Consider the following 23,451-nt stretch of genomic DNA (forward strand, 5'->3'; position numbering starts at 1 on the left):
TTCCTTACTTCTTCTTCACAGGTCGTTGCCAATTGTCCAAGCTCATTTGCTTGGAACGGCTCAACGTCAATTTGCCCGCCGGCGTGTCCTTGGTGATGGTGGAGCCCGCACCGATGGTGGTGCCCTTGGCCAAGGTCACTGGCGCAACCAATTGCGTGTCTGAACCGACAAAAACGTCGTCTTCGATAATCGTCTGATATTTGTTGGCACCATCGTAGTTGCAAGTAATCGTGCCCGCACCAATGTTTACATTATCACCCATGGTGGTATCGCCGATATAGCTCAGATGGTTGACCTTGGAATCGTGACCGATGGTGGATTTTTTAACTTCAACAAAGTTACCCACTTTCGCACCGGATTTGAGCACGCTGTCGGGACGAATCCGCGCAAACGGCCCAATGTCACAGTTGGCCTCAATGACGGAATTTTCCAGCACACTATTGGGATAAATGTGCACATCATCGCCAATGCGACAATTTTTGATAGTGCAGTTGGGGCCAATCTGTACGTTTTCTCCCAGCACCACGTCGCCGATAAACACGTTGTTCACGTCAATCAGCACATCCCGTCCGGTAGTCAACTTGCCGCGCACATCAATACGCGCCGGGTCCATCAAGGTTACACCTTGTTCCATGAGCTGTTCGGCAATATTGCGCTGATGCTGGCGCTCCAGCTCAGCCAGTTGTTTTTTGTTGTTCACGCCGGCCATTTCCCATTCGCGGCGAATAATGCTGGCTTCGACCCGCTTGCCGTCGGCCACGCTCATGCCGATCACGTCAGTCAGGTAGTACTCACCCTGCGCGTTGTTGTTGCCCAGCCGGCCCAGCCAGGTTTTCAGATCAGCATAGCTGGCAGCCAAAATGCCGGTGTTGACTTCTGAAATCTGTAGCTCAACTTCGCTGGCGTCTTTTTGTTCGACGATGCGCACCACCTCATGGTTTGCGTCACGCACAATCCGCCCGTAACCCGTCGCATCTGCCAACACTGCCGTTAGCAAGGACACACCAACTTCCTTATTGGCCAGTGCTGCCGTCAAAGCTTGCAGCGTTGCCTGCTGCACCAGGGGCACATCACCGTAAAGAACCAGAATCTTGTCCGCCTTGGGCAGCGCGTTGACTGCCTGGGCAACCGCATGACCAGTCCCCAGTTGTTCCTTTTGTTCCACCCATTGGATAGAGGCATCGTTGATGGTGCTGGGCACGATTTCACCACCATGACCGTAGACCACGACGATTTTCGCTGGATTGAGCGCTTTGGCGGTATCGATAACGTGCTGGACAAGGGGTTTGTCTGCCAGTTTGTGCAACACTTTTGGCAGGGCGGAACGCATACGGGTACCTTTACCCGCAGCGAGAATTACGACGGTTAGATCCATCTGTTTTCCATCTCTAAAATGTATAAACAAAAAAGGGCCCCAAAGAGGCCCTTTTTCTATCGTCAGCTTACGGAATAAGCTTAAATCCCATGCAGTTTAGCGCTGCACGTTCTTTTTGATGCGTTGCAATGCGCGCAGCTGCGCCACTGCTTCGGCCAACTGACGCTCAGCTTCGGCGTATTCGATCTCGGAAGTCTTATCCGCCATTGCTTTTTCCGCACGCTCTTTCGCTTCTACCACCGCCGCTTCGTCCAAATCTTTGGCACGAATCGCCGTGTCGGACAGAATCGTCACAACGTGAGGCTGTACTTCCAGAATTCCACCGGATACGTAGATGAAGTGTTCTTCACCATCGGCGGTCTGGATGCGCACTTCGCCAGGTTTTAAGCCTGTCAACAATGGAGCGTGGCGGGCCATAATGCCCACCTCGCCCATTTCCGCAGGAGCGAACAGCATCTCGGCGGTGCCGGAATACAGTTCATCTTCTGCGCTGACGATGTCTACATGAAAGGTCATTGCCATGACATTACCCTCTTATTGGGTTAGCCCATCATCTTCTTGGCTTTTGCAACTGCCTCGTCGATAGAACCAACCATGTAGAACGCCTGCTCGGGCAGACTGTCGTACTCGCCTTTCAGAATGCCTTTGAAACCAGCGATGGTGTCTTTCAAAGAAACATACTTACCAGGTGAGCCGGTGAATACCTCGGCAACGAAGAACGGCTGAGACAGGAAGCGCTGGATCTTACGAGCGCGCTGTACTACCAGCTTGTCTTCTTCAGACAGTTCGTCCATACCCAGAATCGCGATAATGTCTTTCAGTTCCTTGTAACGCTGCAGAGTGTTCTGCACGCCACGCGCAACTTCGTAGTGCTCCTGACCGATAACCAGTGGGTCCAACTGACGTGAAGTGGAGTCCAGAGGATCGATCGCAGGATAGATACCCAGTTCAGCGATAGAACGTGACAATACAACGGTCGCATCCAAGTGAGCGAACGTGGTTGCAGGTGACGGGTCAGTCAAGTCGTCCGCAGGAACGTAAACGGCCTGGATAGACGTGATAGAGCCAGTCTTGGTAGAAGTGATGCGCTCTTGCAGAACACCCATCTCTTCAGCCAGTGTTGGCTGGTAACCTACCGCAGAAGGCATACGACCCAACAGTGCGGATACTTCGGTACCGGCCAGTGTGTAACGGTAGATGTTGTCTACGAAGAACAGTACGTCACGACCTTCGTCACGGAAGAACTCAGCCATGGTCAGACCAGTCAACGCAACGCGCAGACGGTTACCGGGTGGCTCGTTCATCTGACCGTAAACCAGAGATACTTTGTCCAATACGTTGGACTCTTTCATCTCATGGTAGAAGTCGTTACCTTCACGAGTACGCTCACCTACACCGGCGAACACGGAGAAACCGCTGTGCTCGATCGCGATGTTACGGATCAGCTCCATCATGTTTACGGTTTTACCTACGCCCGCACCACCGAACAGACCAACTTTACCGCCTTTTGCGAAGGGGCAAACCAGGTCGATAACTTTGATACCGGTTTCAAGCAGTTCGTTAGAAGCTGCCAGCTCTTCATAAGTAGGTGCTTTGCGGTGGATTTCCCAACGAGCTTCTTCGCCGATCGGGCCGGCTTCGTCAATTGGGTTACCCAATACGTCCATAATACGGCCCAGCGTTTTCTTACCTACAGGTACAGAAATCGCCTTGCCAGTGTTTGAAGCTTTCATACCACGCTTCAAACCATCGGAAGGCCCCATCGCTACGCAACGAACTATGCCGTCGCCCAGCTGCTGTTGAACTTCCATCGTCAGATTCAATTCGCCAATGCTCAATGCATGGTAGACCTTTGGCACGCTGTCGCGTGGGAATTCTACGTCTACTACCGCACCGATGACTTGAACAACTTTACCTGTGCTCATGTCTTAGTTCCCCTTAATCGTTTATAAACCTGTTCGCTTACACCGCAGCTGCGCCGGCGCAAATCTCGGAAATTTCCTGAGTAATCGCCGCTTGACGCGCTTTGTTGTAGACCAATTGCAGATCGCTGATGAGATTGCCTGCGTTGTCTTTTGCAGCCTTCATAGCCACCATACGTGCGGCCTGTTCACAAGCGATGTTTTCAACCACACCCTGGTAGACCAGAGACTCGATGTAACGAACCATCAATTTGTCCAAAACGGGTTTGGCTTCTGGTTCGTACATGTAATCCCAATGGTGCTTCAGCTCTGCCTCTGGTTCTTCAATGGCAATGGGAAGCAACTGTTCTACGTGAGGCAATTGCGTCATGGTATTCACGAACTCATTGCTCACCAGGTACAAACGATCGATCTTACCGGTGTCGTATGCATCAAGCATGACTTTAACGGTACCGATCAATACGTTAACCCCAGGCGAGTCGCCCAACTGCGTGGCAGAGGCCACTATCTCGCCTTTAAAGCGCTTCAGGAATGAAGTGCCTTTCTGACCGATAGTGCAGACGTCCACTTGAACGCCCTTGTCGTCCCACGCGCGCATGGCTCCGACCGCCGCTTTCAGTACGTTGGCGTTCAAGCCACCGCACAGACCGCGATCAGACGTAATAACGATAAAGCCTACGCGTTTAACAGTTTCACGAACCGCCAGATACGGATGTCTGTATTCTGGATGAGCATGAGCAAGGTGGCTGACCACATTGCGAATCTTCTTCGCATAGGGGCGTGACGCCTCCATGCGCTTCTGAGCTTTACGCATTTTGCTGGCAGCCACCATTTCCATGGCGCGGGTGATCTTCTGAGTGTTTTTAATACTCTTGATCTGATTTCTAATCTCTTTGCCTACGGCCATGATTAGTTACCCCGCCTTACCAAGTGCTTGTGGCTTTAAATTTCTCAATCGCTGCGCGCATCTGAGCTGCAATTTCGTCATTGTAATTGGCCGTGCTGTTGATGTTTTTCACCAACTCAGCGCAGCTGGAATTAATGTACGAATGCAAGGCTGCTTCGAAATCGACAACTTTCTTAACATCAACGTTGTCCAGGAAGCCTTCGTTAGCAGCAAACAGCGAGAACGCCATTTCTGCAGTGCTCAGTGGTACGTACTGCTTCTGTTTCATCAGTTCAGTAACGCGGCGACCACGCTCGATCTGCTTACGGGTTGCTTCGTCCAGGTCAGAAGCGAACTGGGCAAATGCTGCCAATTCACGGTACTGAGCCAAGTCAAGACGAACACCACCACCCAGCTTCTTGATGATTTTGGTCTGAGCTGCACCACCTACGCGCGATACTGACAGACCTGCGTTGATCGCAGGACGGATACCGCTGTTGAACAGGTCGGTTTCCAGGAAGATCTGACCGTCAGTGATCGAGATTACGTTGGTTGGTACGAACGCAGATACGTCACCCGCTTGGGTTTCGATGATTGGCAGTGCGGTCAAAGAACCGGTTTTGCCTTTCACTGCACCGTTGGTGAACTTCTCAACGTATTCAGCGTTAACGCGAGATGCGCGTTCCAGCAGACGTGAGTGCAGGTAGAAAACGTCACCAGGGTATGCTTCACGACCTGGAGGACGACGCAGCAACAGAGACACCTGACGGTAAGCCCAAGCTTGCTTGGTCAAGTCGTCATAGATGATCAGTGCGTCTTCACCACGGTCACGGAAGTATTCACCCATGGCGCAACCGGAGTAAGGTGCCAGGAACTGCATTGCTGCAGATTCAGAAGCCGACGCAGACACGATAATGGTGTGCTCCAGTGCGCCGTATTCTTCCAGCTTGCGTACTACGTTGGCGATAGAAGAAGCCTTCTGACCGATTGCAACGTAAACGCACTTAATGCCAGTGCCTTTTTGATTGATGATGGCGTCGATGGCTACAGCGGTTTTACCCGTCTGACGGTCACCGATGATCAACTCACGCTGACCACGGCCGATTGGCACCATCGCGTCGATCGCCTTGATACCTGTTTGAACAGGCTGGTCAACGGATTTACGATCGATAACGCCAGGTGCAATTTTCTCAACAGGAGAAGAAGTGCGGGCATTGATCGGGCCTTTGCCATCGATTGGATTACCCAGAGCGTCCACAACGCGACCCAACAATTCTGGGCCGGTAGGAACTTCCAGGATCTTACCAGTACATTTTACTGCGTCACCCTCGGACAGACCTTGATAGTCACCCAGGATTACCGCACCAACGGAATCGCGCTCCAAGTTCAGCGCCAGGCCGTATACGTTGCCGGGAAACTCGAGCATTTCACCAGACATTACGCCGGACAGACCGTGAATACGGGCGATACCGTCAGTCAAGCTAACTACTGAGCCTTCATTATGAGCTTCAGCAGCGCCGTCATAGTTTTTAATCTTTTGCTTAATCAGATCACTGATTTCGGCTGGATTCAGTTGCATGGGATTTTCCCTCTCAAAACTTGGATTAGCGCGACATCACACTGGCCAGTCGATCCAACTGCCCGGATACCGAGCCGTCGATCACCAGGTCACCTGCGCGAATAATGGCGCCACCGACTACGGACGGATCTAGCTTGCACTCCAGACTTACTTCACAGCCCAGACGCTTTTTCAGCGCGGCGATGAATTTGTCTTGCTGTGCTTTATCCACCGCGACTGCAGCAGTCAGTACAGCATGCACCGTGCGCTCAGCTTGGGCTTTCAATTCCTCGAATAAAACAGAAATTTCGGGAAGAAGTTCCAAACGATCGTTATCGGCGAGCACTTTAACCAGATTCGTCGCACCTGCTGTCAGTTTGCCTTGGCATACAGACAGCAACAGCTCAACGGTTTTCTCTGGCGCTACTTTTGGATTCGAAATCAACGCAGCCATCTGGGCGTCGCTAACCACGGCAGCAGCAAATTGCAAACTGTCTGACCAGTCTTTCAACGACTTGCTCTCGTGAGCCAGATCGTAAACCGCCTTAGCATATGGCCGCGCGATAGTAATTGCTTCTGCCATGATCTGTTACCCGTTAAATCTGAGCGGCCAGATCGTCGAGCAAGTCTTTGTGGGACTTGGCGTCGATCTCGCGTTTGAGTATTTTGCTGGTACCGGCCAGGGCAATTTGAGAAACCTCTTTACGCAGAGCTTCTTTCGCGCGGTTAACTTCTTGCTGGATTTCGGCATTGGCAGCAGTGACGATGCGATCTGCTTCGGCACGTGCGGCATCTTTTGCCTCATCCACAATTTCGTTACTACGCTTTTGCGCCTGGACAATAATTTCAGCCGCTTGCTTCTTGGCATCGCCAATCAGTTCAAGTGCTTTCTTTTCCGCCAGCTCCTGTTCTTGCTTACCCTTTTCCGCTGCGGCCAAACCATCAGCGATACGCTTTTGACGCGCTTCCATCATCTCTGACAAGGGCTTCCACAGCACCTTGTTTACAAAGTAAATCAGGATGATAAACGCAACCATCTGCGCTAATAGGGTTACCGTAATGTTCATGGCGTAATCCTCTTAGGCTCTGTTAAACATTGGTTGGCAATATCGAGTAAACCCGATTAACCCAACGCAGCTTGCAAAGCACCAACGAAAGGATTCGCGAACAGGAACCACATTGCGAAAGCCAGGATGATGAACGGGAAAGATTCCATCAGACCAGCAAAGATAAACATGTTAGTCATCAGCTGAGGACGCATTTCAGGCTGGCGAGCGATACCTTCCAGAGTTTTCGCACAAATCAGGCCCCAACCGATAGCAGAACCCAAACCAGCAGCAGCCAAAATAACACCAACGCCAACAGCAGTGTAAGCGTAAATGTTAGCAATCATATCAGGTGTCATAATTACTTCTCCTCAAAGTTAAGAAAACAAAAAAACCAAAAACAAAACCGAAATTAATGATCGTCAGTGTGCGCCATGCCCAAGTAGACAATGGTCAGCACCATGAAGATGAACGCCTGCAGCGTGATTACCAGAATGTGGAAAATCAACCAGGCCAGATCCAGCACAACCTGCAGTGGCAGAATGAACAGCAGACCAGCGCCAATGGCTGCAGAACCACCCAACAGTGCGATCAGCAGGAATACCAGCTCACCGGCAAACATGTTTCCGAACAAACGAAGACCCAAGCTCAATGGCTTGGCCAGTTCTTCAATCGCCGTCATAACGATATTTACAGGTACGAAGAATTTGCCGAAGGGGTGGAACAAGAACATTTTCAGGTAGCCTACTACACCTTTGACCTTGATGTTGTAATAAACGATCAAAACAAACACCACCAGCGCCATCGCCATCGTGGTATTCAAGTCAGTGGTAGGTACAACTTTCAGGTACTCAACGCCGATGAATGTGCCCAGCAAAGGCAGCAGGTCCACAGGAATCAAGTCCATAAAGTTCATCAACCAAACCCAGAGGAAAATGGTCAATGCCAGTGGAGCTATCAAAGGATTGTGACCAGGGAAGGTATCACGTACCTGACCGCTCACAAACTCAAGAATACCTTCAACCATGTTCTGGAAACCTGATGGCGCACCTGTCTGCAGATTACGCGATAACTTCATGGATACCAGAATGATGACCAAGCCCAACAGCACACTGAAAAATACCGTGTCTACGTGCAGAGCCCAAAAGCCCGCCGCTTGATGAGTAACTGGATCGCAGTCGCCCACACACAGGTTGGTCAAATGGTGTTGAATATATTCGACTGTACCGCCGCCGGATGAATTTCCTGACACAGTTCAACTCCTAAAGTTTAGACAGAGGCCTTAGCAGCGCCCCGTACATTAAAAAGAAACCCTAGTTGCGCAGCGATGAATCCCGCGCACATGGCCGGCGCGTCCAGGCCCAACAGGCCGAGGCCAACCATGAAAAAAGCCAGTACCAGAACAAAGCGCTTCACTGCGCCAAAATAAAGAATGCCCATACTGTTCTTGGGATCGCGCAATGCGGCTGCGCTGGCGCGTGTTACGCCCGTACCCAGCATCAAGGCTGACGATAGGGCGGCGCTTAATCCGAACAGTGCTGAAACAGCTTGCCAGCCATTTCCCCAGAAGAAAAACCCAGCAGCAACAGCAACGCCTATGGCCGCCTGGAACATCATCAAGCGTCGGGTGTTATTGCTGACGTCGCCGTTTGGGTTTTTCAACGTTATTAAATTCCGGGTGACTCAATACTTTCATTACTTTTTGGGCGCCGCCGATCAAACCCAAAAGACCAAACAACAGAAAAAACAACGGCGTTGTATCAAGCCAGTAATCCGTGGCATAACCAAGCAGAAAACCGGCGATTACCATCGAGCCAAGCAAGCTACTTACGCCGCCTGCCAGCAGGTTGATTCCTTGTTTTTCTGCCATAAAATTCGAGCCCAAAAAAGCGGGCGCAATTATAGCCCGGTGTTCCAAACAGCCGCAAGGACTTTAATCCACGGTTAATCTAGTTTCTGTAGGGAAATGGTTGAATTAACCCGGTTTTTTTAATCATTTTATGTGGGCGAGTATACCGTCCAGCTCATCCAGGCTGTTGTAGTATATCTCCAGGCGGCCCTTGCCTTTTCCGCTTTGGGCAATCTTTATTTTGGCACCCAGCCGCTCGGAAATACGCTCCTCCAAGCTGCGGATGTTTGGATCTTCGACGCTAACTTTTTGTTCCGGATGCTCTTTGGCGATTTGAATTTTTTTCACCAGCCGCTCGGTTTCTCGCACCGACATGGATTTGGCCACTACTATTCGGGCGGCCTTGAGCTGTTCATTACCCTCCAGCGGCAACAGGGCGCGCGCATGACCCATTTCCAGGTCACCGTTGACCAGCATGCGCTTCACTTCCTCTGCCAGCGACTGCAGGCGTAGCAGATTGCTGACTGCGACGCGGGAACGCCCCACCGCATCGGCGGCCTGCTGGTGTGTCATGTTGAATTCGTCAATCAGCCGTTGCAATGCATTGGCCTCTTCCATCGGGTTGAGTTCTTCCCGCTGGATGTTCTCGATCAATGCCATGGCAACGGCGGCTTCATCCGGCACGTCGCGGATGATTACCGGGATTTCATGCAGTCCGGCCAACTGGGTAGCCCGCCAGCGACGCTCACCGGCGATGATTTCGAAGCGTCCGCCGCCAATGGGACGAACTACGATCGGCTGCACCACACCCTGAGCCTTGATGGAGTTGGCCAGGTCCTGCAACGCCTCGGTGTGCATGTCGATACGCGGCTGGTATTTGCCTCGCTGGATCAAATCCACTGACATCTGTCGCAACTGGCCATCGACGCCGCCATCACGCATTTCGCTGTCACCGTCCACTGTTGTACCCGGAGTCGTCGAAACAGGTTTGCTGCTTGATGCTCCAATCAGTGCGTCCAGTCCTCGTCCCAGGCCACGTTTTTTCACCATGTTGCTCATATTCCTTCAGCCATTAGTCTTGATGCACGACCGGATCATCCCGCCGCAAAATTTCACCCGCCAGCGACAAATAGGCCTGCGCACCACGGGATGCTTTGTCATAAATAAGGATTGGCTGACCGTAACTGGGGGCTTCAGCCAATCTCACGTTGCGTGGAATTATAGTTCGATAAACCTTGTCACCAAAATATTTGACCAATTGTTCAGTCACTTGGGTAGCAAGGTTGTTGCGCGGATCGTACATGGTGCGCAGCAATCCCTCGATTTCCAATTCGGGATTGATGGTTTCCTGTACTTTGTTGATCGTATCAAGCAGTGCCGATAACCCTTCCAGCGCAAAATATTCGCACTGCATGGGAATCATCACCGAGCGTGCCGCCGCCAAGGCATTCAGTGTCAGCATATTTAGCGATGGTGGGCAATCGATCAGGATGTAATCGTAATCATCTTCGATAGTCGCCAATGCATTGCGCAGACGCTTTTCACGGTTGTCCAGATTCAGCAAATGCACTTCGGCGGCAGTCAAATCCGCATTGGTCGGCATCACCGTATAGCCGGATTCTTCCACCTTGATCAAAACATCTTTGGCAGCCACGCCTTCGACCAGAACATCGTAGGTGGATAATTCAACATCATGTTTATTCACCCCACTGCCCATGGTCGCATTGCCCTGGGGGTCCATATCGATCAACAACACGCGGCGTTTGGTTGCTGCCAGTGATGCTGCAAGATTGACCGTGGTCGTGGTTTTTCCTACTCCACCCTTTTGATTAGCAATGGCAATAATTCTTGCCATACAGCACTCCATGATTAGGTTCGAAAGCAGTTATTGCGCTTGATTGCGACGTAATATCAGTACATTACGTTCGGCATTTAAATTTGGCACCGTGAACGATTGGAGTTTTTTATCATAAAAGTCCGGCAATTGCTGTAATTCTTCGCCGGCCTGTTTGGACTTCATCAACACAATTTCGCCTTGCGGCGCCAGGAGATGCTCAATCAACGCCACCGCTTTGGGCGCAGCAGCAAAGGCTCTGGCCATGACGCAATCATACAAATTGGTGGGATGAAAGTCTTCGCAGCGGGAATTAATCACTTCGACATTTTTCAATTTCAGCTGGGCAAACGCCTGAGTAATGAAGCGGGTTTTTTTGCCATTACTGTCGACCAAGGTGAAATGCCGCTGCGGATTCATAATCGCCAGAGGAATGCCCGGCAGGCCCGCGCCGCTACCAATATCGACCACCCGCTGGCCACTGACAAACGGTTGCACCGCCAGACTGTCGAGAATGTGCAAGCGCAGCATGTCGTCTTCGCGGCGTAGCGCCGTCAGGTTGTAAACCTTGTTCCATTTTTTTAGCAACGCGACAAATTCCAGCAGTTGCTGCTGCTGCGTTTCATCGGCCTGCATGTTCAAATGCGCCAGACCTGCCCGCAGTTCGCTCAACAGATCAGCCATGCTTTAGTTCACCGTCATCGTCTTTGAGCAATCGCTTGCGCTTCAAGTGTACCAACAACAGTGAAATCGCTGCGGGTGTTACGCCGGGAATGCTGGCCGCCTGCGCTACGCTGGTCGGTTTCACACGATTGAGCTTCTGGGTCACCTCGGCGGACAAACCACGAATGTCGGCGTACTCCAAAGTGGTCGGCAAACTGACATCCACGTAACGCTGATTTCGCTCGACTTCGTCTTTTTGCCGATCAATGTAACCCGCGTACTTGGCCGCAATTTCCAACTGTTCGATCACTGCCGGGTCTGTTTCACCCGGCCCCATGCCTGGCAGGGTCATCAGTTTCTCATAGCTAATTTCCGGGCGACGCAGCAGATCCATCAAATTGGCCTCGCGCGCCAATGGCTTGCCTAAAACACGCGTCATTTCGACTTCTTCCAACTTGGCGGGAACTGCCCAAGTTGCCCTCAATCGCTGCTGTTCGCGAGCAATCGCTTCCTGTTTTTCGGAGAAGGCGCGCCAGCGTGCCTCGCCGACCAGGCCCAGTTGATAGGCGCGTTCGGTCAGGCGCATGTCAGCATTGTCTTCACGCAGCATCAGGCGATATTCGGCGCGGCTGGTGAACATACGGTAAGGTTCGGCGGTACCACGCGTGATCAGATCGTCGATCATCACACCGATATAGGCCTCGTCACGGCGCGGCGACCATCCCTCTTTGCCCTGTGACAGGCGGGCGGCATTCAAGCCAGCGATCAAGCCCTGCGCCCCTGCCTCTTCGTAACCAGTGGTGCCATTAATCTGGCCGGCAAAAAACAGTGCGTGTACATGCTTGGTTTCCAGCGTGGGTTTAAGGTCACGCGGATCAAAAAAGTCGTATTCAATGGCATAGCCAGGACGCATGATGTGGGCATTTTCCAGTCCACGAATAGAGCGCACCAATTCCAGCTGCACGTCAAACGGCAAGCTGGTGGAGATGCCGTTGGGGTAAACCTCGTGGGTGTTCAGACCTTCTGGCTCAATAAAGATCTGATGCGAATTTTTGTCGGCGAAGCGCACGATTTTGTCTTCAATCGACGGGCAATAGCGCGGACCAACACCTTCGATCACGCCGGTGTACATGGGCGAGCGGTCCATACCGCCACGAATAATCTCGTGGGTTCGCTCGTTGGTGTGGGTGATGTAGCAGCAAATCTGCTGCGGCTGATCAGCATGACTGCCCATGAAGGAAAACACCGGGCGCGGCGTATCGCCGGGCTGGGCTTCCATCACCGAAAAATCGATACTCTTGCCATCGATGCGTGGCGGGGTACCGGTCTTCAGCCGCTGTACATTGAACGGCAACTCGCGCAGACGGCGTGACAGGGCGTTGGCGGGAGGATCGCCAGCGCGCCCCCCCTGGTAATTGTTCAAGCCGATGTGGATTTTTCCGCCGAGGAAAGTGCCAACCGTCAACACCACCGCCTTGCCACGGAAGGCCAAGCCCATCTGCGTCACTACACCAACTGCTGCTTCATTTTCGACGATCAGGTCATCAACTGCCTGCTGAAACACTGTCAAGTTGGGCTGGTTTTCCACCATTTCACGTATGGCGGCTTTATACAACACCCGGTCGGCCTGGGCGCGGGTAGCACGTACCGCCGGCCCCTTGCGCGAGTTCAAGGTACGAAACTGGATGCCGCCCTTGTCAGCGGCCCGTGCCATGGCTCCGTCCATGGCATCGATTTCTTTCACCAGATGGCCTTTGCCAATGCCGCCGATGGCGGGATTGCAGCTCATCTGGCCGATGGTTTCCACATTATGGGTCAGCAACAGGGTTTTGGCACCCATGCGCGCAGCCGCCAGGGCTGCTTCGGTACCGGCATGGCCACCGCCCACCACAATCACATCAAATACGTCGGAGTAAAACATGGAAAAACCTGGTTAAACGTCAAAAAAGGGCGTCATTTTAGCCGTTTAGGACTTAAGACTCTATTTTTTATGAAACTCTATTTGCCGATGCAGAAAGAGGAAAAGATACGGCCAAGCAAATCTTCGTGGTCAAACTCGCCGGTAATTTCGTTAAGCACCTGCTGCACCTGGCGTAAATCCTCGGCCAACAGCTCGCCGGCGGCATGCTGTTGCAACTGGGCCATACCCGTTTGCGTCAGCGCCAGAGCCCGCTGCAGAGCATCTACATGCCGCCGGCGAGCCATGAACACCCCCTCGCCGCCACCCTGGTAACCCATGAGCTGCTTTAAGTGGGATTTCAATTCATCCATTCCCGCACCGGTCTTTAGCGAGATGCCGATCGACGGCCCATGCGTGGGCGATTGCCCCACCACGTTGCCGCCAGACAGATCAATTTTGTTACGCACCACCGTCACCGGCGTACCCCTGGGCAGTTTGTCGATAATGGCCTGTTCCGCCGCCGTCCACCCCTGGGTATCATCCAGCAGCAGCAAAATGCGGTCGGCCTGTTCCACTTCGCGCCAGGCCCGGCGTATACCTTCCAACTCAACCACATCGGTGGATTCACGCAAACCAGCGGTATCGACAATGTTCACCGGCATGCCGTCGATCTGAATCTGCTCGCGCAATACGTCGCGGGTCGTACCGGCAATGTCGGTGACAATCGCCGTTTCCCGCGCCGACAAGGTGTTCAACAAACTGGATTTGCCCGCATTGGGCTGACCCAGGATGACCAGGGTCATGCCCTCGTTCAGCAGGCAACCCTGCTCGGCGGCGTGTAGCACCTGTTGTAGCTCGGCCAAAAACTCACTCGACATGCGCTCGACTTCGCCATCGCTGAGAAAATCGATTTCTTCTTCGGGAAAGTCGATAGCCGATTCAACGTACATGCGCAGGTAGATCAACTGTTCGACCAGTGCGTGCACCTTGGCAGAAAAATCGCCGCGCAGGGAACGCATCGCCGACTTTGCCGCCTCTTCGGTGGAGGCATTGATCAGGTCGGCGATGGCCTCGGCCTGGGCCAGATCGATCTTGTCGTTAAGAAAGGCACGACGGGAAAACTCGCCCGGTTCGGCCAGTCTGGCACCCGCGGCCACCACGCGCCGCAACAACATGTCCATGATGACTTGGCCACCATGGCCCTGCAATTCCAGCACGTCTTCGCCGGTAAACGAATTCGGCCCTTTAAAAAACAGCGCAATACCCTGATCGAGCATCTGACCATGTTCATCGTTAAAGGGAAGAAATTCAGCGTAACGGGTTTTGGGACAGTGGCCGAGAATAGTTTCGGCAATGGTCGCCGCTTTCGGACCAGAGATACGGATAATGCCAACGCCCCCCTTACCGGGGGGCGTTGCCTGGGCGCAAATGGTATCGCCCTGAGTTTTCATCGGTGTTATGCAGTCGCTTTTTCAATTTTGCGCATGATGTACCACTGCTGCAAAATCGACAGTACGCTGTTGACCACCCAGTACAGTACCAGACCGGCCGGGAACAGCATGAAGAACAGCGTGAACACGATCGGCAGGAACTGCATGATCTTGCGATGCATCGGGTCCATGGACGGGTTGTCACTCAGTTTTTGCTGAATGTACATCGAAATACCCATCAGGATAGGCAATACAAAGTACGGATCCTTGGTCGACAGGTCGGTTATCCACAGGATAAACGGCGCCTGACGCATCTCGACGCTTTCCAGCAGTACCCAGTACAACGAGATAAACACCGGAATCTGTACCAACATCGGCCAGCAGCCGGACATTGGATTGACCTTTTCCTTTTTGTACAGCTCCATGGTCGCCTGGGTCATGCGCTGACGGTCATCGCCGTAACGGTCACGAATGGCCTGGAACTTGGGTGCCAACTGGCGCATGTTGGCCATGGAGCGGTAGCTCGCCTCGGACAACTTGTAGAACACCAGCTTGATGATCAAGGTCAGCAAAATGATGGACCAACCCCAGTTTTGCGTCAGCTGGTGCAGCTTTTCCAACAACCAGAACAGCGGCTGGGCGATGATCGACAAAATGCCGTAATCCACCGCGAGCTTCAGGTTAGGTTCAATTTCTTCCAGCACATGCTGCAACTTCGGACCAATATACAGCTGGGTATCCAGTACCTGCTGCTGACCTGGCTGCACCGACACTTCTTTGCCCGTCATCCCCAGGATGTAACGAGTATCGTTGTAGTTGCGGGTGTAGATATTGTTAACTTCGTCTGACTTGGGTATCCAGGCGGTAACGAAATAGTGTTGCAGCATCGCTACCCAACCGCCGGTTGTGTAACTCTGTTCTGCCTTCCATTCTGCAAATTCATCAAAATCGATTTTTGAATACGGAATTTCCGGTGTTGATACTGCGCCACCAGTGAAGGTGTAGAGCAGACGTGATTTACCGGGTTCATCGTATTCTGAACGCTGGAATTGACGGTATAAACGTCCCTTCCACTCTGCGCCAGCGTTGTTTTTTACGATGTGGTCAAGTTTGATCAGGTACGAACCACGCGTGAACGTGTACTGCTTGATCACTTCCAGACCATTGCCATCTGTCCAGCGCAACGCAACTGTAACAGTGTCTTCGCCATCGTTGAGCACGAATTGGTCCTGATCAACCTGGTACATAGCGTGGTGATCCGGGCCACCCTGCTGAGACAACAGGCCGGACTGCGCCACAAACAACTGCGGCAGTTCGTCGCCCATCAATGGGTAAGGTTTATTCGGTGTATCTTGGCTAACAGGATATGTCGGCAAGTAGGCGCGACGTAAATCACCACCCAGCGTGTCGATGTCCACATCCAGCACATCGGTAACAACACGAATGCGCTTCTGTGTTGCCAGACTGCCGCGATCCATGTTGGCGTTGTCAGCCGCTTCGGCGGGCTGAGCTGGCTCTTCCATCGCTACCGCAGTCGGCAGATCAGAAGGTGTGGTGGGTGCAGATTTATCGGCTGGTACGGCAAGCGGGGTTGTTTCACCACTGCTTACTGTCGCAACTGTTGGGGTAACAGGCGTATTTTTATCCTGCCATGCCTCCCATATCAGGAGAATGACCAGGCTCAGAGCTAAAAACAGCAAAAGACGTTGGTTTTCCATAAGCTAGTTTTTTGTTTCAGACTTCTCAGGTACTAAATCGACACCCCCTTCACAAAAGGGGTGGCAACGACAAATACGCTTGGTGGCCAAGTATGACCCTTTCAGCGCCCCATGTTTTTCGATAGCTTCCTGTGCGTACGCGGAACAGGTGGGATAAAAACGGCAATTATTACCTAAAAAAGGACTGATGCCATAGCGATACAGCCAGATTACACCGGTCAGAATTTTACGCATGCTGTTTCACCCGCCGCCATGCCTGCTCCAAGGCACACATGATATCTTGGTTTGTGCGTTCGTCTACGCCTTTGTAGGCAAGAAAAACAATATCCACCGATCCTAGATCCCGGTGATGGCGAAAACTCTCACGAACCAGTCGCTTCAAGCGATTTCGGCTACTGGCCAGTTTGACTGCCTTTTTGGGGATTGCAAGACCCAGTCGAGAATATTGCAACTGGTTAGTGCGCACATACAGTGAAAATCCCGCCGAGTTTATTTTTCGTGGTTTTTCAAAAACATTTTTGAATTCCGCAGCGCTGCATAAACGCACCGACTTTGGAAAACGACAGTCTGTTGTTTCCTGCTGCACGAGATCTGTGCTGCCTTTATCGCCCGTGTGATTGATCAGCGTGGGCAAAAGGAGACGTGGGGAAAAAAGAACTGTCAGCAATTAAGCTGACAGTTTTGCTCTACCGCGTGCACGACGGGCATTCAGAATCTGACGACCAGATTTGGTGGCCATACGAGCACGGAAACCGTGAACGCGCTTGCGCTTCAGATTGCTTGGTTGAAACGTACGTTTCATAGTACAAATCCTACTTGGTAGTCTGTAAAAAGGCGGCCAAGAATACGTCCGTGAGGATATTTTGTCAAGGCGATCCCCCTGCTTTTTTCCACATAAATAGGTGGAACGATCATTTGAACATCGCTAAACTGGGCAGTTTGATTCGCCACCATGGTCCATATCTCGTGTCCGATTTACTCTGGAATAAAGTGCTAGATTCGCTTGAAAGCGAATTGTCTGCGCAGCAATTTAACACTTGGATCAGGCCCTTACGGGGTGTACTTGAAAACCAGCAGCTTCGTATTATTGCGCCCAATAATTTTGTACTTAAATGGGTTAAGGACCGGTTTTTTCAGCGAATTCTGACACTGGTCGACGACCCCGGGGTAAGCATCCAACTAGAAGTTGGCGCCCCGGCCCCCACAAGAACGACTACAAACACGGCTCCCAGCGTCGCCGCCCGAGAAAACCTGCCAGCGCGTTCGCCGCTGGCGGCTGCGATGGCTGGTGCCCCTACTGCTGGCTCGCACAACACCGCAACCATTGCACCACCCCGCTCGGTCGCGTCGGTTGACGATACCCCCAACATACTGCACAGCAGCAGTCTGAACAAACATTTTACTTTCGACACCTTTGTCCAAGGCAAGTCCAATCAGCTGGCTCGCGCCGCCGCGGACCAAGTCGCCTCAAACCCCGGCACTGGCTATAACCCACTGTTCATTTACGGTGGTGTTGGTCTGGGTAAAACCCACTTAATGCACGCGATCGGCAATGCCATTCTCGCCCGCAAGCCCAAAGCCAAGGTCGCTTATCTGCACTCAGAAAAATTCGTTAAAGACATGGTCAATGCTCTTCAGAAGAATGCCATGTCACGGTTTCAAACCTACTATCGATCACTTGATGTGCTGCTAATCGACGATATTCAATTCTTTGCCGGCAAAGAGCGCTCTCAGGAAGAATTTTTTCACACCTTCAATGCCCTGCTCGAAGGTCAACAGCAGGTTGTTTTGACCTGTGACCGCTTCCCCAAAGAGGTCAACGGCCTGGAAGAGCGTCTCAAATCCCGTTTCGGCTGGGGTTTGACGGTTGCAGTTGAGCCGCCTGACTTTGAAACCCGTGTTGCGATTCTGCTCAGTAAGGCACAGGGTCAGGATGTGCATGTACCCGATGATGTGGCGTTTTTCATTGCCAAGCGCATTCGCTCCAACGTCCGTGAGCTTGAAGGCGCTCTTCGTCGGGTAGTTGCCCATGCGCGCTTTGCCAATAAGCAGATCACGGTTGATTTCGCACGTGAAACCCTAAAAGACCTATTGGCAGCGCATGAAAAACAGGTCACGACAGAGAACATCCAGAAAGTAGTATCTGAGTACTACAAGATCCGGCTAAACGATTTGCTCTCAAAGAGCCGCTCACGGTCTGTGGCGCGTCCACGCCAAGTGGCCATGGCCCTCGCCAAGGAACTCACCGATCATAGCTTACCGGAGATTGGCAACGCGTTTGGAGGCAGAGACCACACCACTGTGCTCCATGCCTGCCGGAAAGTTGAAGAGTTAAAGCGCAAGGATGTTAAAATTTCCGAAGATTATAACAACCTGTTAAGAATACTAACGACTTGATGTAGACAACCTGTGGATAACTCGACGAAAATCTTACACTGCCTTTTTTGTCACAGTTTATCCACAAGCAATAAGCCGGTTCCTAACTGGTTATATTGCGAAAATATTGGCTTAACTTGTTAATTTTTCTATTAAAATTAAAGTTATCCACTGAAACATGGCTCAGTAATAACAATAGCAAGTAAAGTAATACTTTAATCTATATATATTAACAAACCGGGACGGCGCAAAATGAAGTTCAGTACACAAAGGGAAACTCTACTTAAACCGTTGCAAACTGTGAGTGGTGTTGTTGAGAAAAGGCAAACCTTACCGATTCTTTCCAATGTACTGTTTAAACTCGACCCCAATGGGTTAACCATCACCGCAACTGACCTTGAAATGGAGGTCATTGCCGGTTGTGTGGTTGACTCACTAGAATCTGGGGCAATAACCGTTCCGGTTCGTAAACTTCAAGATAGCTGCAAAGCGCTTCCCGAAGGTGCTACGGTTAGTTTTGAAGTGAACAATGAAAAAGCTTACCTGAAGTCTGGCAAGACCCGGTTTTTGCTTGCCACATTAGGTGCAGATGATTTTCCGGTTATCAATTCAGACAATCCACGCTTTAAAGTTTCGGTTTCTCAGACTGAACTAAAGAAACTCATTGAAAAAACTTCTTTCGCTATGGCATTGCAGGATGTCCGTTATTACCTCAACGGTCTTCTGCTTGAAATTACCGCCAACCGTATTCGTGTAGTTGCAACTGATGGGCACAGATTGGCTTTGGCTCAATGTCATGTTGAAACTGGCTTAAACGAAGTGTTTCAAGCGATTGTTCCCCGTAAAGCGGTTATGGAACTCAGTCGCCTGCTCAATAGTGCAGATGATCATGTGCAGATGCTGCTGGGTGAAAATTATATTCAGTTCCAAACAGCTGACGTGACGTTTACCACCAAATTAATCGATGGTAAGTACCCAAACTATGACGCAGTTATTCCCAAGAGCGGTGACAATGTTGTCTACGCCAATAAAGATGATTTGAAGCAGTGCTTGATGCGTACTGCTATTTTGTCGAATGAAAAATATCGCGGCATTCGCTTGGAATTACAAAATGGCATGTTAAAAACCAAAGCCAACAATCCCGAGCAGGAAGAAGCTGAGGATGAAATCGCCATTGATTACCAGGGTGCAGATCTCACTATTGGCTTTAACGTAAATTATCTGACAGATGCCATCAGTGCTGTAGATACCGATCAAGTCAAAATCCGTTTTACTGATGCCAATGGCAGTGCCTTGGTAACGCCAACTCAGGGTGATAATTCTCTGTACGTTGTTATGCCAATGAGACTTTAACCATAAATGGCCTTGGAAACACTGTCCATACACAATTTGCGAAACATCAAACAAATGGACATTCAACTGTCACCGGGTGTTAATGTCCTGTTTGGTGACAATGGCAGTGGTAAGACTTCTATCCTGGAAGCGGCTTATTTGCTAAGCACAGGTAGATCGTTTAGAACTAATCTGCAGCGCAGTGTCATTCGTGATGGTGAAGCCAAGACTACAGTTTTTGGTTCTTGTAACTTTTCCCAAGGACTGCACAACAACACGCTTGGTGTTTCTCTAGGTAATTCTGGCAGTGAATTTCGTGTTAATGGCTGTGGCGTTAACAATCGGGCTGAGCTCGCTAAAGCACTACCACTACTGGTTGTGACTCCAAGTAGCCATGAACTACTAGATGGTGGGCCACACCATAGAAGGCGCTTTTTAGATTGGGGAGTGTTTCACGTGGAACATTCCTATGGCAAAACTTGGAGCATGTTTAAAAAAGCGATCAGGCATCGCAATGCATTATTGATTAAAGGATTACGCAATAAACAAGATGCAGATCTACTGGCATCTCTTGATGTTGAACTCGGAAGATTAGGCACTGGTGTTACCGAACTTAGGGAATCATATTTCTCCTCACTGGTGCCTTTTATAAATACGCTTTGCAGTTCGTTATTTGAGGATATGGATCTAAATGTTCAGCTGAGATCCGGTGTATCTCAAGAACTATCGTTTGTAGAGTATTTGAAGTCTGGCCTTGAGCAAGATCTTAAACGTGGGCGTACCATGCAGGGACCCCACGTTGCTGATATACGTATAAAAGTTGGAAAACACGATGCCAAGGAAGTGCTATCACGAGGACAGCAGAAATTACTTGTTTACGCTCTACTTGTATCCCAGATTATTCATTTCCGTTCGGTGTCTGGGAAAGAAAGTATTCTTGCATTAGATGATGTTAGCTCTGAGTTAGATGAGAAAAGTTTTGACCAGTTGTTGGATGTGTTGTTAGCTCAAAAAACTCAGTTATTGATTACCAGCGTTAAAAAAGAAGATTTACGGCTGGACAGATTTTTGGATAGTTCGATGTTTCACGTGAAACACGGTACTATAAGCTCAATAAAAAATTAGATATCTAGCAGGCAGTTATGACAACAGATAGTAATACGTACGATTCGTCAAATATCAAGGTATTACGTGGCTTGGATGCAGTAAGAAAGCGTCCAGGAATGTACATCGGTGACACGGATGATGGCACTGGTTTACATCACATGGTGTTTGAGGTTGTCGATAACTCTATTGACGAAGCTCTTGCAGGTCATTGCGATACTATCGAAGTGATAATCAATCGCGACAATAGTGTTTCGGTTAAGGACAATGGTCGCGGCATACCAGTAGACATACATCCAGAAGAAGGTGTTTCGGCTGCGGAAGTCATTATGACCGTGCTGCACGCAGGTGGTAAGTTCGATGACAACTCATACAAGGTATCAGGTGGGTTGCATGGCGTCGGTGTATCGGTAGTAAACGCGCTATCTGATGAGCTGGAACTGAAAGTAAGGAAAAACGGCAAACTTTATTATCAGAAGTACCGGAACGGTAATCCTGACGAACCATTGAAAGAAATTGGCGAGACAGCAGAACGTGGAACTGAAATCCGTTTCCATCCGAGTGCTGCTACGTTTACCAATATAGATTTTCAGTATGAAATTCTTGCAAAGCGTTTACGCGAACTGTCTTTTTTAAATTCAGGTGTAAGAATCCAGTTGCTGGATAAGCGCACTGACAAACAAGATGTATACGAATATAAAGGTGGCATTACGGCCTTTGTAGAGCATTTGAATCAACTCAAAACCCCCGTTCATCCTTCGGTGTTGTATGTGACTACAGCAAAAGATGGAGTGACTGTGGAAGTCGCATTGCAGTGGAATGACTCATACCAGGAGAACATTTTCTGTTTCACCAACAATATCCCGCAGAAGGATGGTGGAACACATTTGGCTGGATTCCGCGGCGCATTAACACGGACACTCAATCAGTTCATCGAAGCAGAAGGTTATGCCAAAAAGGCCAAAGTGAATCTTTCCGGTGATGATGCGCGTGAAGGTTTGACTGCAGTGGTTTCGGTGAAAGTACCTGATCCAAAGTTTTCATCGCAGACCAAAGACAAGCTGGTTTCATCAGAAGTCAAAGGAATCGTTGAGTCTACGTTTAGTGAGCATTTACAAACGTACCTATTGGAAAATCCCAGCGATGCAAGAGCGATTGTCACCAAGATCGTGGATGCTGCGCGTGCTCGTGAAGCAGCACGAAAAGCACGTGAAATGACTCGCCGAAAAGGAGCGCTCGATATCGCGGGACTGCCAGGCAAATTAGCTGATTGCCAGGAAAAAGACCCCGCCCTGTCTGAACTGTTTCTGGTCGAGGGTGACTCCGCAGGTGGTTCGGCCAAACAGGGCCGTGATAGAAAGTACCAGGCGATTTTGCCCTTGAAAGGTAAGATCCTGAATGTGGAAAAAGCCCGTTTTGACAAAATGCTGGCAAGCGCCGAGGTCGGAACACTGATAACCGCGCTGGGCTGTGGCATTGGTCGCGAAGAATTCAACATCGAAAAATTGAGATACCACCGCATCATTATCATGACGGATGCTGACGTGGATGGATCGCACATCAGAACATTGCTACTGACGTTCTTCTATCGTCAGATGCATGAATTGATCGAGCGTGGATACGTCTACATTGCCCAACCACCTTTGTACAAGGTGAAAAAAGGCAAGCAGGAGTCATATGTAAAAGACGACGCAGCACTGGCAAATTATTTGCTCCAGACCGCAATGGAAGGCGCAGAGCTTTACATCAATGATGCCACACCACCGATTTCGGGTCAGGGCTTGGAAGCTTTGTGTTTAAATTATCAGCAAGTCATGGGATCTATCACCCGTTTGGCAGTACGCTTTGACGAATATCTGCTGGAACGCTTGCTGTACACGCCTTTGTTGGATTCAGAAAAACTAAACGACAAAGCAGCGATGGAAAATTGGCTGGAGCAACTGTTGCAGCAGCTCAATGGAGATCAGGCGACGGCAAAATATTCTGCGGTTCTGCGCGAGACCTTGGAAGACAAGTTGTACTTGCCGGTGATCAGCATTGAGAAACACGCTGTGACGCGTGAAGTCCTGATGGACGAGGATTTGTTTAGATCAGCAGAATACGCTGCCATAGGTTCGCTCAACAACAGCTTGTCGGGTCTTATTGGCGATGGCGCGAAAATAAAGCGCGGTGAGAAAAGTGCTGAGATTGCGAGCTTCAAGCAGGCTTTTGATTGGTTGCTGCAAGAAGCGAAGCGCGGACAGCACATTCAGCGCTACAAAGGTTTGGGCGAGATGAATCCGGATCAGCTTTGGGAGACGACGATGAACGCCGAAAGTCGCCGATTGCTGAAAGTACGCATTGAAGATGCGATTAACGCGGATAACATTTTTTCAACACTGATGGGTGACCACGTGGAACCACGCAGGGAGTTTATCGAGCACCATGCGTTGTCCGTAGGAAACCTGGATGTTTAACA

General features: G+C 50.6%; 24 protein-coding genes. 4 read left to right on the plus strand and 20 right to left on the minus strand.

Features of this window, described 5'->3' with window-relative positions; translation table 11 throughout:
- Nucleotides 1–4: 4 nt before the first annotated feature.
- The 20 genes from glmU to rpmH form a co-directional block, all read right to left on the minus strand.
- Nucleotides 5–1,375: a bifunctional UDP-N-acetylglucosamine diphosphorylase/glucosamine-1-phosphate N-acetyltransferase GlmU gene (gene glmU / locus OEW58_00090; protein ID MDH5299746.1), complete on the minus strand. Its 1,371-nt coding sequence runs from the start codon at nt 1,373–1,375 to the stop codon at nt 5–7.
- Nucleotides 1,376–1,471: 96 nt separating this feature from the next.
- Entirely contained in the window at nt 1,472–1,897 is a 426-nt protein-coding gene (locus OEW58_00095; GenBank protein MDH5299747.1) for a F0F1 ATP synthase subunit epsilon, read from the minus strand.
- A gap of 20 nt (nt 1,898–1,917) precedes the next feature.
- Nucleotides 1,918–3,300, minus strand: a complete 1,383-nt coding sequence (gene atpD / locus OEW58_00100) for a F0F1 ATP synthase subunit beta (GenBank protein MDH5299748.1) — start codon at nt 3,298–3,300, stop codon at nt 1,918–1,920.
- Nucleotides 3,301–3,337: 37 nt separating this feature from the next.
- The gene (gene atpG, locus OEW58_00105; GenBank protein ID MDH5299749.1) at nt 3,338–4,204 is read right to left on the minus strand and encodes a F0F1 ATP synthase subunit gamma; all 867 of its coding nucleotides are present in this window, start codon (nt 4,202–4,204) and stop codon (nt 3,338–3,340) included.
- A gap of 16 nt (nt 4,205–4,220) precedes the next feature.
- Nucleotides 4,221–5,762, minus strand: a complete 1,542-nt coding sequence (atpA, locus tag OEW58_00110; GenBank protein ID MDH5299750.1) for a F0F1 ATP synthase subunit alpha — start codon at nt 5,760–5,762, stop codon at nt 4,221–4,223.
- Between the two features lie 25 nt (nt 5,763–5,787).
- Nucleotides 5,788–6,324, minus strand: a complete 537-nt coding sequence (locus OEW58_00115) for a F0F1 ATP synthase subunit delta (protein ID MDH5299751.1) — start codon at nt 6,322–6,324, stop codon at nt 5,788–5,790.
- A gap of 13 nt (nt 6,325–6,337) precedes the next feature.
- Nucleotides 6,338–6,808: a F0F1 ATP synthase subunit B gene (locus OEW58_00120; GenBank protein MDH5299752.1), complete on the minus strand. Its 471-nt coding sequence runs from the start codon at nt 6,806–6,808 to the stop codon at nt 6,338–6,340.
- Between the two features lie 56 nt (nt 6,809–6,864).
- Nucleotides 6,865–7,146: a F0F1 ATP synthase subunit C gene (atpE, locus tag OEW58_00125; protein ID MDH5299753.1), complete on the minus strand. Its 282-nt coding sequence runs from the start codon at nt 7,144–7,146 to the stop codon at nt 6,865–6,867.
- 53 nt (nt 7,147–7,199) lie between these two features.
- Complete coding sequence (gene atpB / locus OEW58_00130; protein MDH5299754.1) at nt 7,200–8,039, minus strand: F0F1 ATP synthase subunit A; 840 nt, start codon at nt 8,037–8,039, stop codon at nt 7,200–7,202.
- A 17-nt stretch (nt 8,040–8,056) separates the two neighbouring features.
- A complete protein-coding gene (locus tag OEW58_00135; protein ID MDH5299755.1) occupies nt 8,057–8,449 on the minus strand; it encodes an ATP synthase subunit I in 393 nt (130 codons plus the stop codon).
- Nucleotides 8,418–8,657, minus strand: coding sequence for an AtpZ/AtpI family protein (locus OEW58_00140; protein ID MDH5299756.1), 240 nt, complete (start codon nt 8,655–8,657; stop codon nt 8,418–8,420). The genes OEW58_00135 and OEW58_00140 overlap by 32 nt, the downstream gene beginning before the upstream one ends.
- A gap of 123 nt (nt 8,658–8,780) precedes the next feature.
- Complete coding sequence (locus tag OEW58_00145; protein ID MDH5299757.1) at nt 8,781–9,686, minus strand: ParB/RepB/Spo0J family partition protein; 906 nt, start codon at nt 9,684–9,686, stop codon at nt 8,781–8,783.
- A 22-nt stretch (nt 9,687–9,708) separates the two neighbouring features.
- Complete coding sequence (locus OEW58_00150; GenBank protein ID MDH5299758.1) at nt 9,709–10,491, minus strand: ParA family protein; 783 nt, start codon at nt 10,489–10,491, stop codon at nt 9,709–9,711.
- Between the two features lie 30 nt (nt 10,492–10,521).
- Complete coding sequence (gene rsmG / locus OEW58_00155; protein MDH5299759.1) at nt 10,522–11,154, minus strand: 16S rRNA (guanine(527)-N(7))-methyltransferase RsmG; 633 nt, start codon at nt 11,152–11,154, stop codon at nt 10,522–10,524.
- Nucleotides 11,147–13,054, minus strand: a complete 1,908-nt coding sequence (gene mnmG / locus OEW58_00160) for a tRNA uridine-5-carboxymethylaminomethyl(34) synthesis enzyme MnmG (protein ID MDH5299760.1) — start codon at nt 13,052–13,054, stop codon at nt 11,147–11,149. The genes rsmG and mnmG overlap by 8 nt, the downstream gene beginning before the upstream one ends.
- Nucleotides 13,055–13,131: 77 nt before the next feature.
- Nucleotides 13,132–14,484: a tRNA uridine-5-carboxymethylaminomethyl(34) synthesis GTPase MnmE gene (gene mnmE, locus OEW58_00165; GenBank protein MDH5299761.1), complete on the minus strand. Its 1,353-nt coding sequence runs from the start codon at nt 14,482–14,484 to the stop codon at nt 13,132–13,134.
- Between the two features lie 5 nt (nt 14,485–14,489).
- Nucleotides 14,490–16,181, minus strand: coding sequence for a membrane protein insertase YidC (gene yidC, locus OEW58_00170; protein ID MDH5299762.1), 1,692 nt, complete (start codon nt 16,179–16,181; stop codon nt 14,490–14,492).
- 3 nt (nt 16,182–16,184) lie between these two features.
- A complete protein-coding gene (yidD, locus tag OEW58_00175) occupies nt 16,185–16,415 on the minus strand; it encodes a membrane protein insertion efficiency factor YidD (GenBank protein MDH5299763.1) in 231 nt (76 codons plus the stop codon).
- Nucleotides 16,408–16,815: a ribonuclease P protein component gene (rnpA, locus tag OEW58_00180; GenBank protein MDH5299764.1), complete on the minus strand. Its 408-nt coding sequence runs from the start codon at nt 16,813–16,815 to the stop codon at nt 16,408–16,410. The genes yidD and rnpA overlap by 8 nt, the downstream gene beginning before the upstream one ends.
- A gap of 33 nt (nt 16,816–16,848) precedes the next feature.
- Nucleotides 16,849–16,983, minus strand: coding sequence for a 50S ribosomal protein L34 (rpmH, locus tag OEW58_00185; GenBank protein ID MDH5299765.1), 135 nt, complete (start codon nt 16,981–16,983; stop codon nt 16,849–16,851).
- A 164-nt stretch (nt 16,984–17,147) separates the two neighbouring features.
- Between rpmH and dnaA the strand changes: the two genes are divergently transcribed.
- The 4 genes from dnaA to gyrB all read left to right on the plus strand — a co-directional run bounded on the left by dnaA (nt 17,148) and on the right by gyrB (nt 23,449).
- Nucleotides 17,148–18,578 (plus strand): chromosomal replication initiator protein DnaA, encoded by a 1,431-nt coding sequence (dnaA, locus tag OEW58_00190; GenBank protein ID MDH5299766.1) that lies wholly within the window; start codon nt 17,148–17,150, stop codon nt 18,576–18,578.
- Between the two features lie 231 nt (nt 18,579–18,809).
- On the plus strand, nt 18,810–19,910 hold the full coding sequence (dnaN, locus tag OEW58_00195; protein MDH5299767.1) for a DNA polymerase III subunit beta: 1,101 nt from the start codon (nt 18,810–18,812) through the stop codon (nt 19,908–19,910).
- Between the two features lie 6 nt (nt 19,911–19,916).
- Nucleotides 19,917–21,014: a DNA replication/repair protein RecF gene (gene recF / locus OEW58_00200; protein MDH5299768.1), complete on the plus strand. Its 1,098-nt coding sequence runs from the start codon at nt 19,917–19,919 to the stop codon at nt 21,012–21,014.
- 17 nt (nt 21,015–21,031) lie between these two features.
- On the plus strand, nt 21,032–23,449 hold the full coding sequence (gyrB, locus tag OEW58_00205; protein ID MDH5299769.1) for a DNA topoisomerase (ATP-hydrolyzing) subunit B: 2,418 nt from the start codon (nt 21,032–21,034) through the stop codon (nt 23,447–23,449).
- Nucleotides 23,450–23,451: the final 2 nt, after the last annotated feature.

Source organism: Gammaproteobacteria bacterium (assembly GCA_029884425.1).
Taxonomy (GTDB): Bacteria; Pseudomonadota; Gammaproteobacteria; order S012-40; family S012-40; genus JAOUHV01.

Bases quoted from the DNA above. Each gene is read 5' to 3' on its own strand.
- rpmH (MDH5299765.1), bottom strand. From the start codon at position 16,983: ATGAAACGTACGTTTCAACCAAGCAATCTGAAGCGCAAGCGCGTTCAC.
- OEW58_00115 (MDH5299751.1), bottom strand. From the start codon at position 6,324: ATGGCAGAAGCAATTACTATCGCGCGGCCATATGCTAAGGCGGTTTAC.
- rsmG (MDH5299759.1), bottom strand. From the start codon at position 11,154: ATGGCTGATCTGTTGAGCGAACTGCGGGCAGGTCTGGCGCATTTGAAC.
- OEW58_00145 (MDH5299757.1), bottom strand. From the start codon at position 9,686: ATGGTGAAAAAACGTGGCCTGGGACGAGGACTGGACGCACTGATTGGA.
- OEW58_00095 (MDH5299747.1), bottom strand. From the start codon at position 1,897: ATGGCAATGACCTTTCATGTAGACATCGTCAGCGCAGAAGATGAACTG.
- OEW58_00140 (MDH5299756.1), bottom strand. From the start codon at position 8,657: ATGGCAGAAAAACAAGGAATCAACCTGCTGGCAGGCGGCGTAAGTAGC.
- OEW58_00150 (MDH5299758.1), bottom strand. From the start codon at position 10,491: ATGGCAAGAATTATTGCCATTGCTAATCAAAAGGGTGGAGTAGGAAAA.
- atpE (MDH5299753.1), bottom strand. From the start codon at position 7,146: ATGACACCTGATATGATTGCTAACATTTACGCTTACACTGCTGTTGGC.
- atpD (MDH5299748.1), bottom strand. From the start codon at position 3,300: ATGAGCACAGGTAAAGTTGTTCAAGTCATCGGTGCGGTAGTAGACGTA.
- gyrB (MDH5299769.1), top strand. From the start codon at position 21,032: ATGACAACAGATAGTAATACGTACGATTCGTCAAATATCAAGGTATTA.
- mnmE (MDH5299761.1), bottom strand. From the start codon at position 14,484: ATGAAAACTCAGGGCGATACCATTTGCGCCCAGGCAACGCCCCCCGGT.
- OEW58_00120 (MDH5299752.1), bottom strand. From the start codon at position 6,808: ATGAACATTACGGTAACCCTATTAGCGCAGATGGTTGCGTTTATCATC.
- dnaN (MDH5299767.1), top strand. From the start codon at position 18,810: ATGAAGTTCAGTACACAAAGGGAAACTCTACTTAAACCGTTGCAAACT.
- yidC (MDH5299762.1), bottom strand. From the start codon at position 16,181: ATGGAAAACCAACGTCTTTTGCTGTTTTTAGCTCTGAGCCTGGTCATT.
- atpG (MDH5299749.1), bottom strand. From the start codon at position 4,204: ATGGCCGTAGGCAAAGAGATTAGAAATCAGATCAAGAGTATTAAAAAC.
- mnmG (MDH5299760.1), bottom strand. From the start codon at position 13,054: ATGTTTTACTCCGACGTATTTGATGTGATTGTGGTGGGCGGTGGCCAT.
- glmU (MDH5299746.1), bottom strand. From the start codon at position 1,375: ATGGATCTAACCGTCGTAATTCTCGCTGCGGGTAAAGGTACCCGTATG.
- atpA (MDH5299750.1), bottom strand. From the start codon at position 5,762: ATGCAACTGAATCCAGCCGAAATCAGTGATCTGATTAAGCAAAAGATT.
- yidD (MDH5299763.1), bottom strand. From the start codon at position 16,415: ATGCGTAAAATTCTGACCGGTGTAATCTGGCTGTATCGCTATGGCATC.
- recF (MDH5299768.1), top strand. From the start codon at position 19,917: ATGGCCTTGGAAACACTGTCCATACACAATTTGCGAAACATCAAACAA.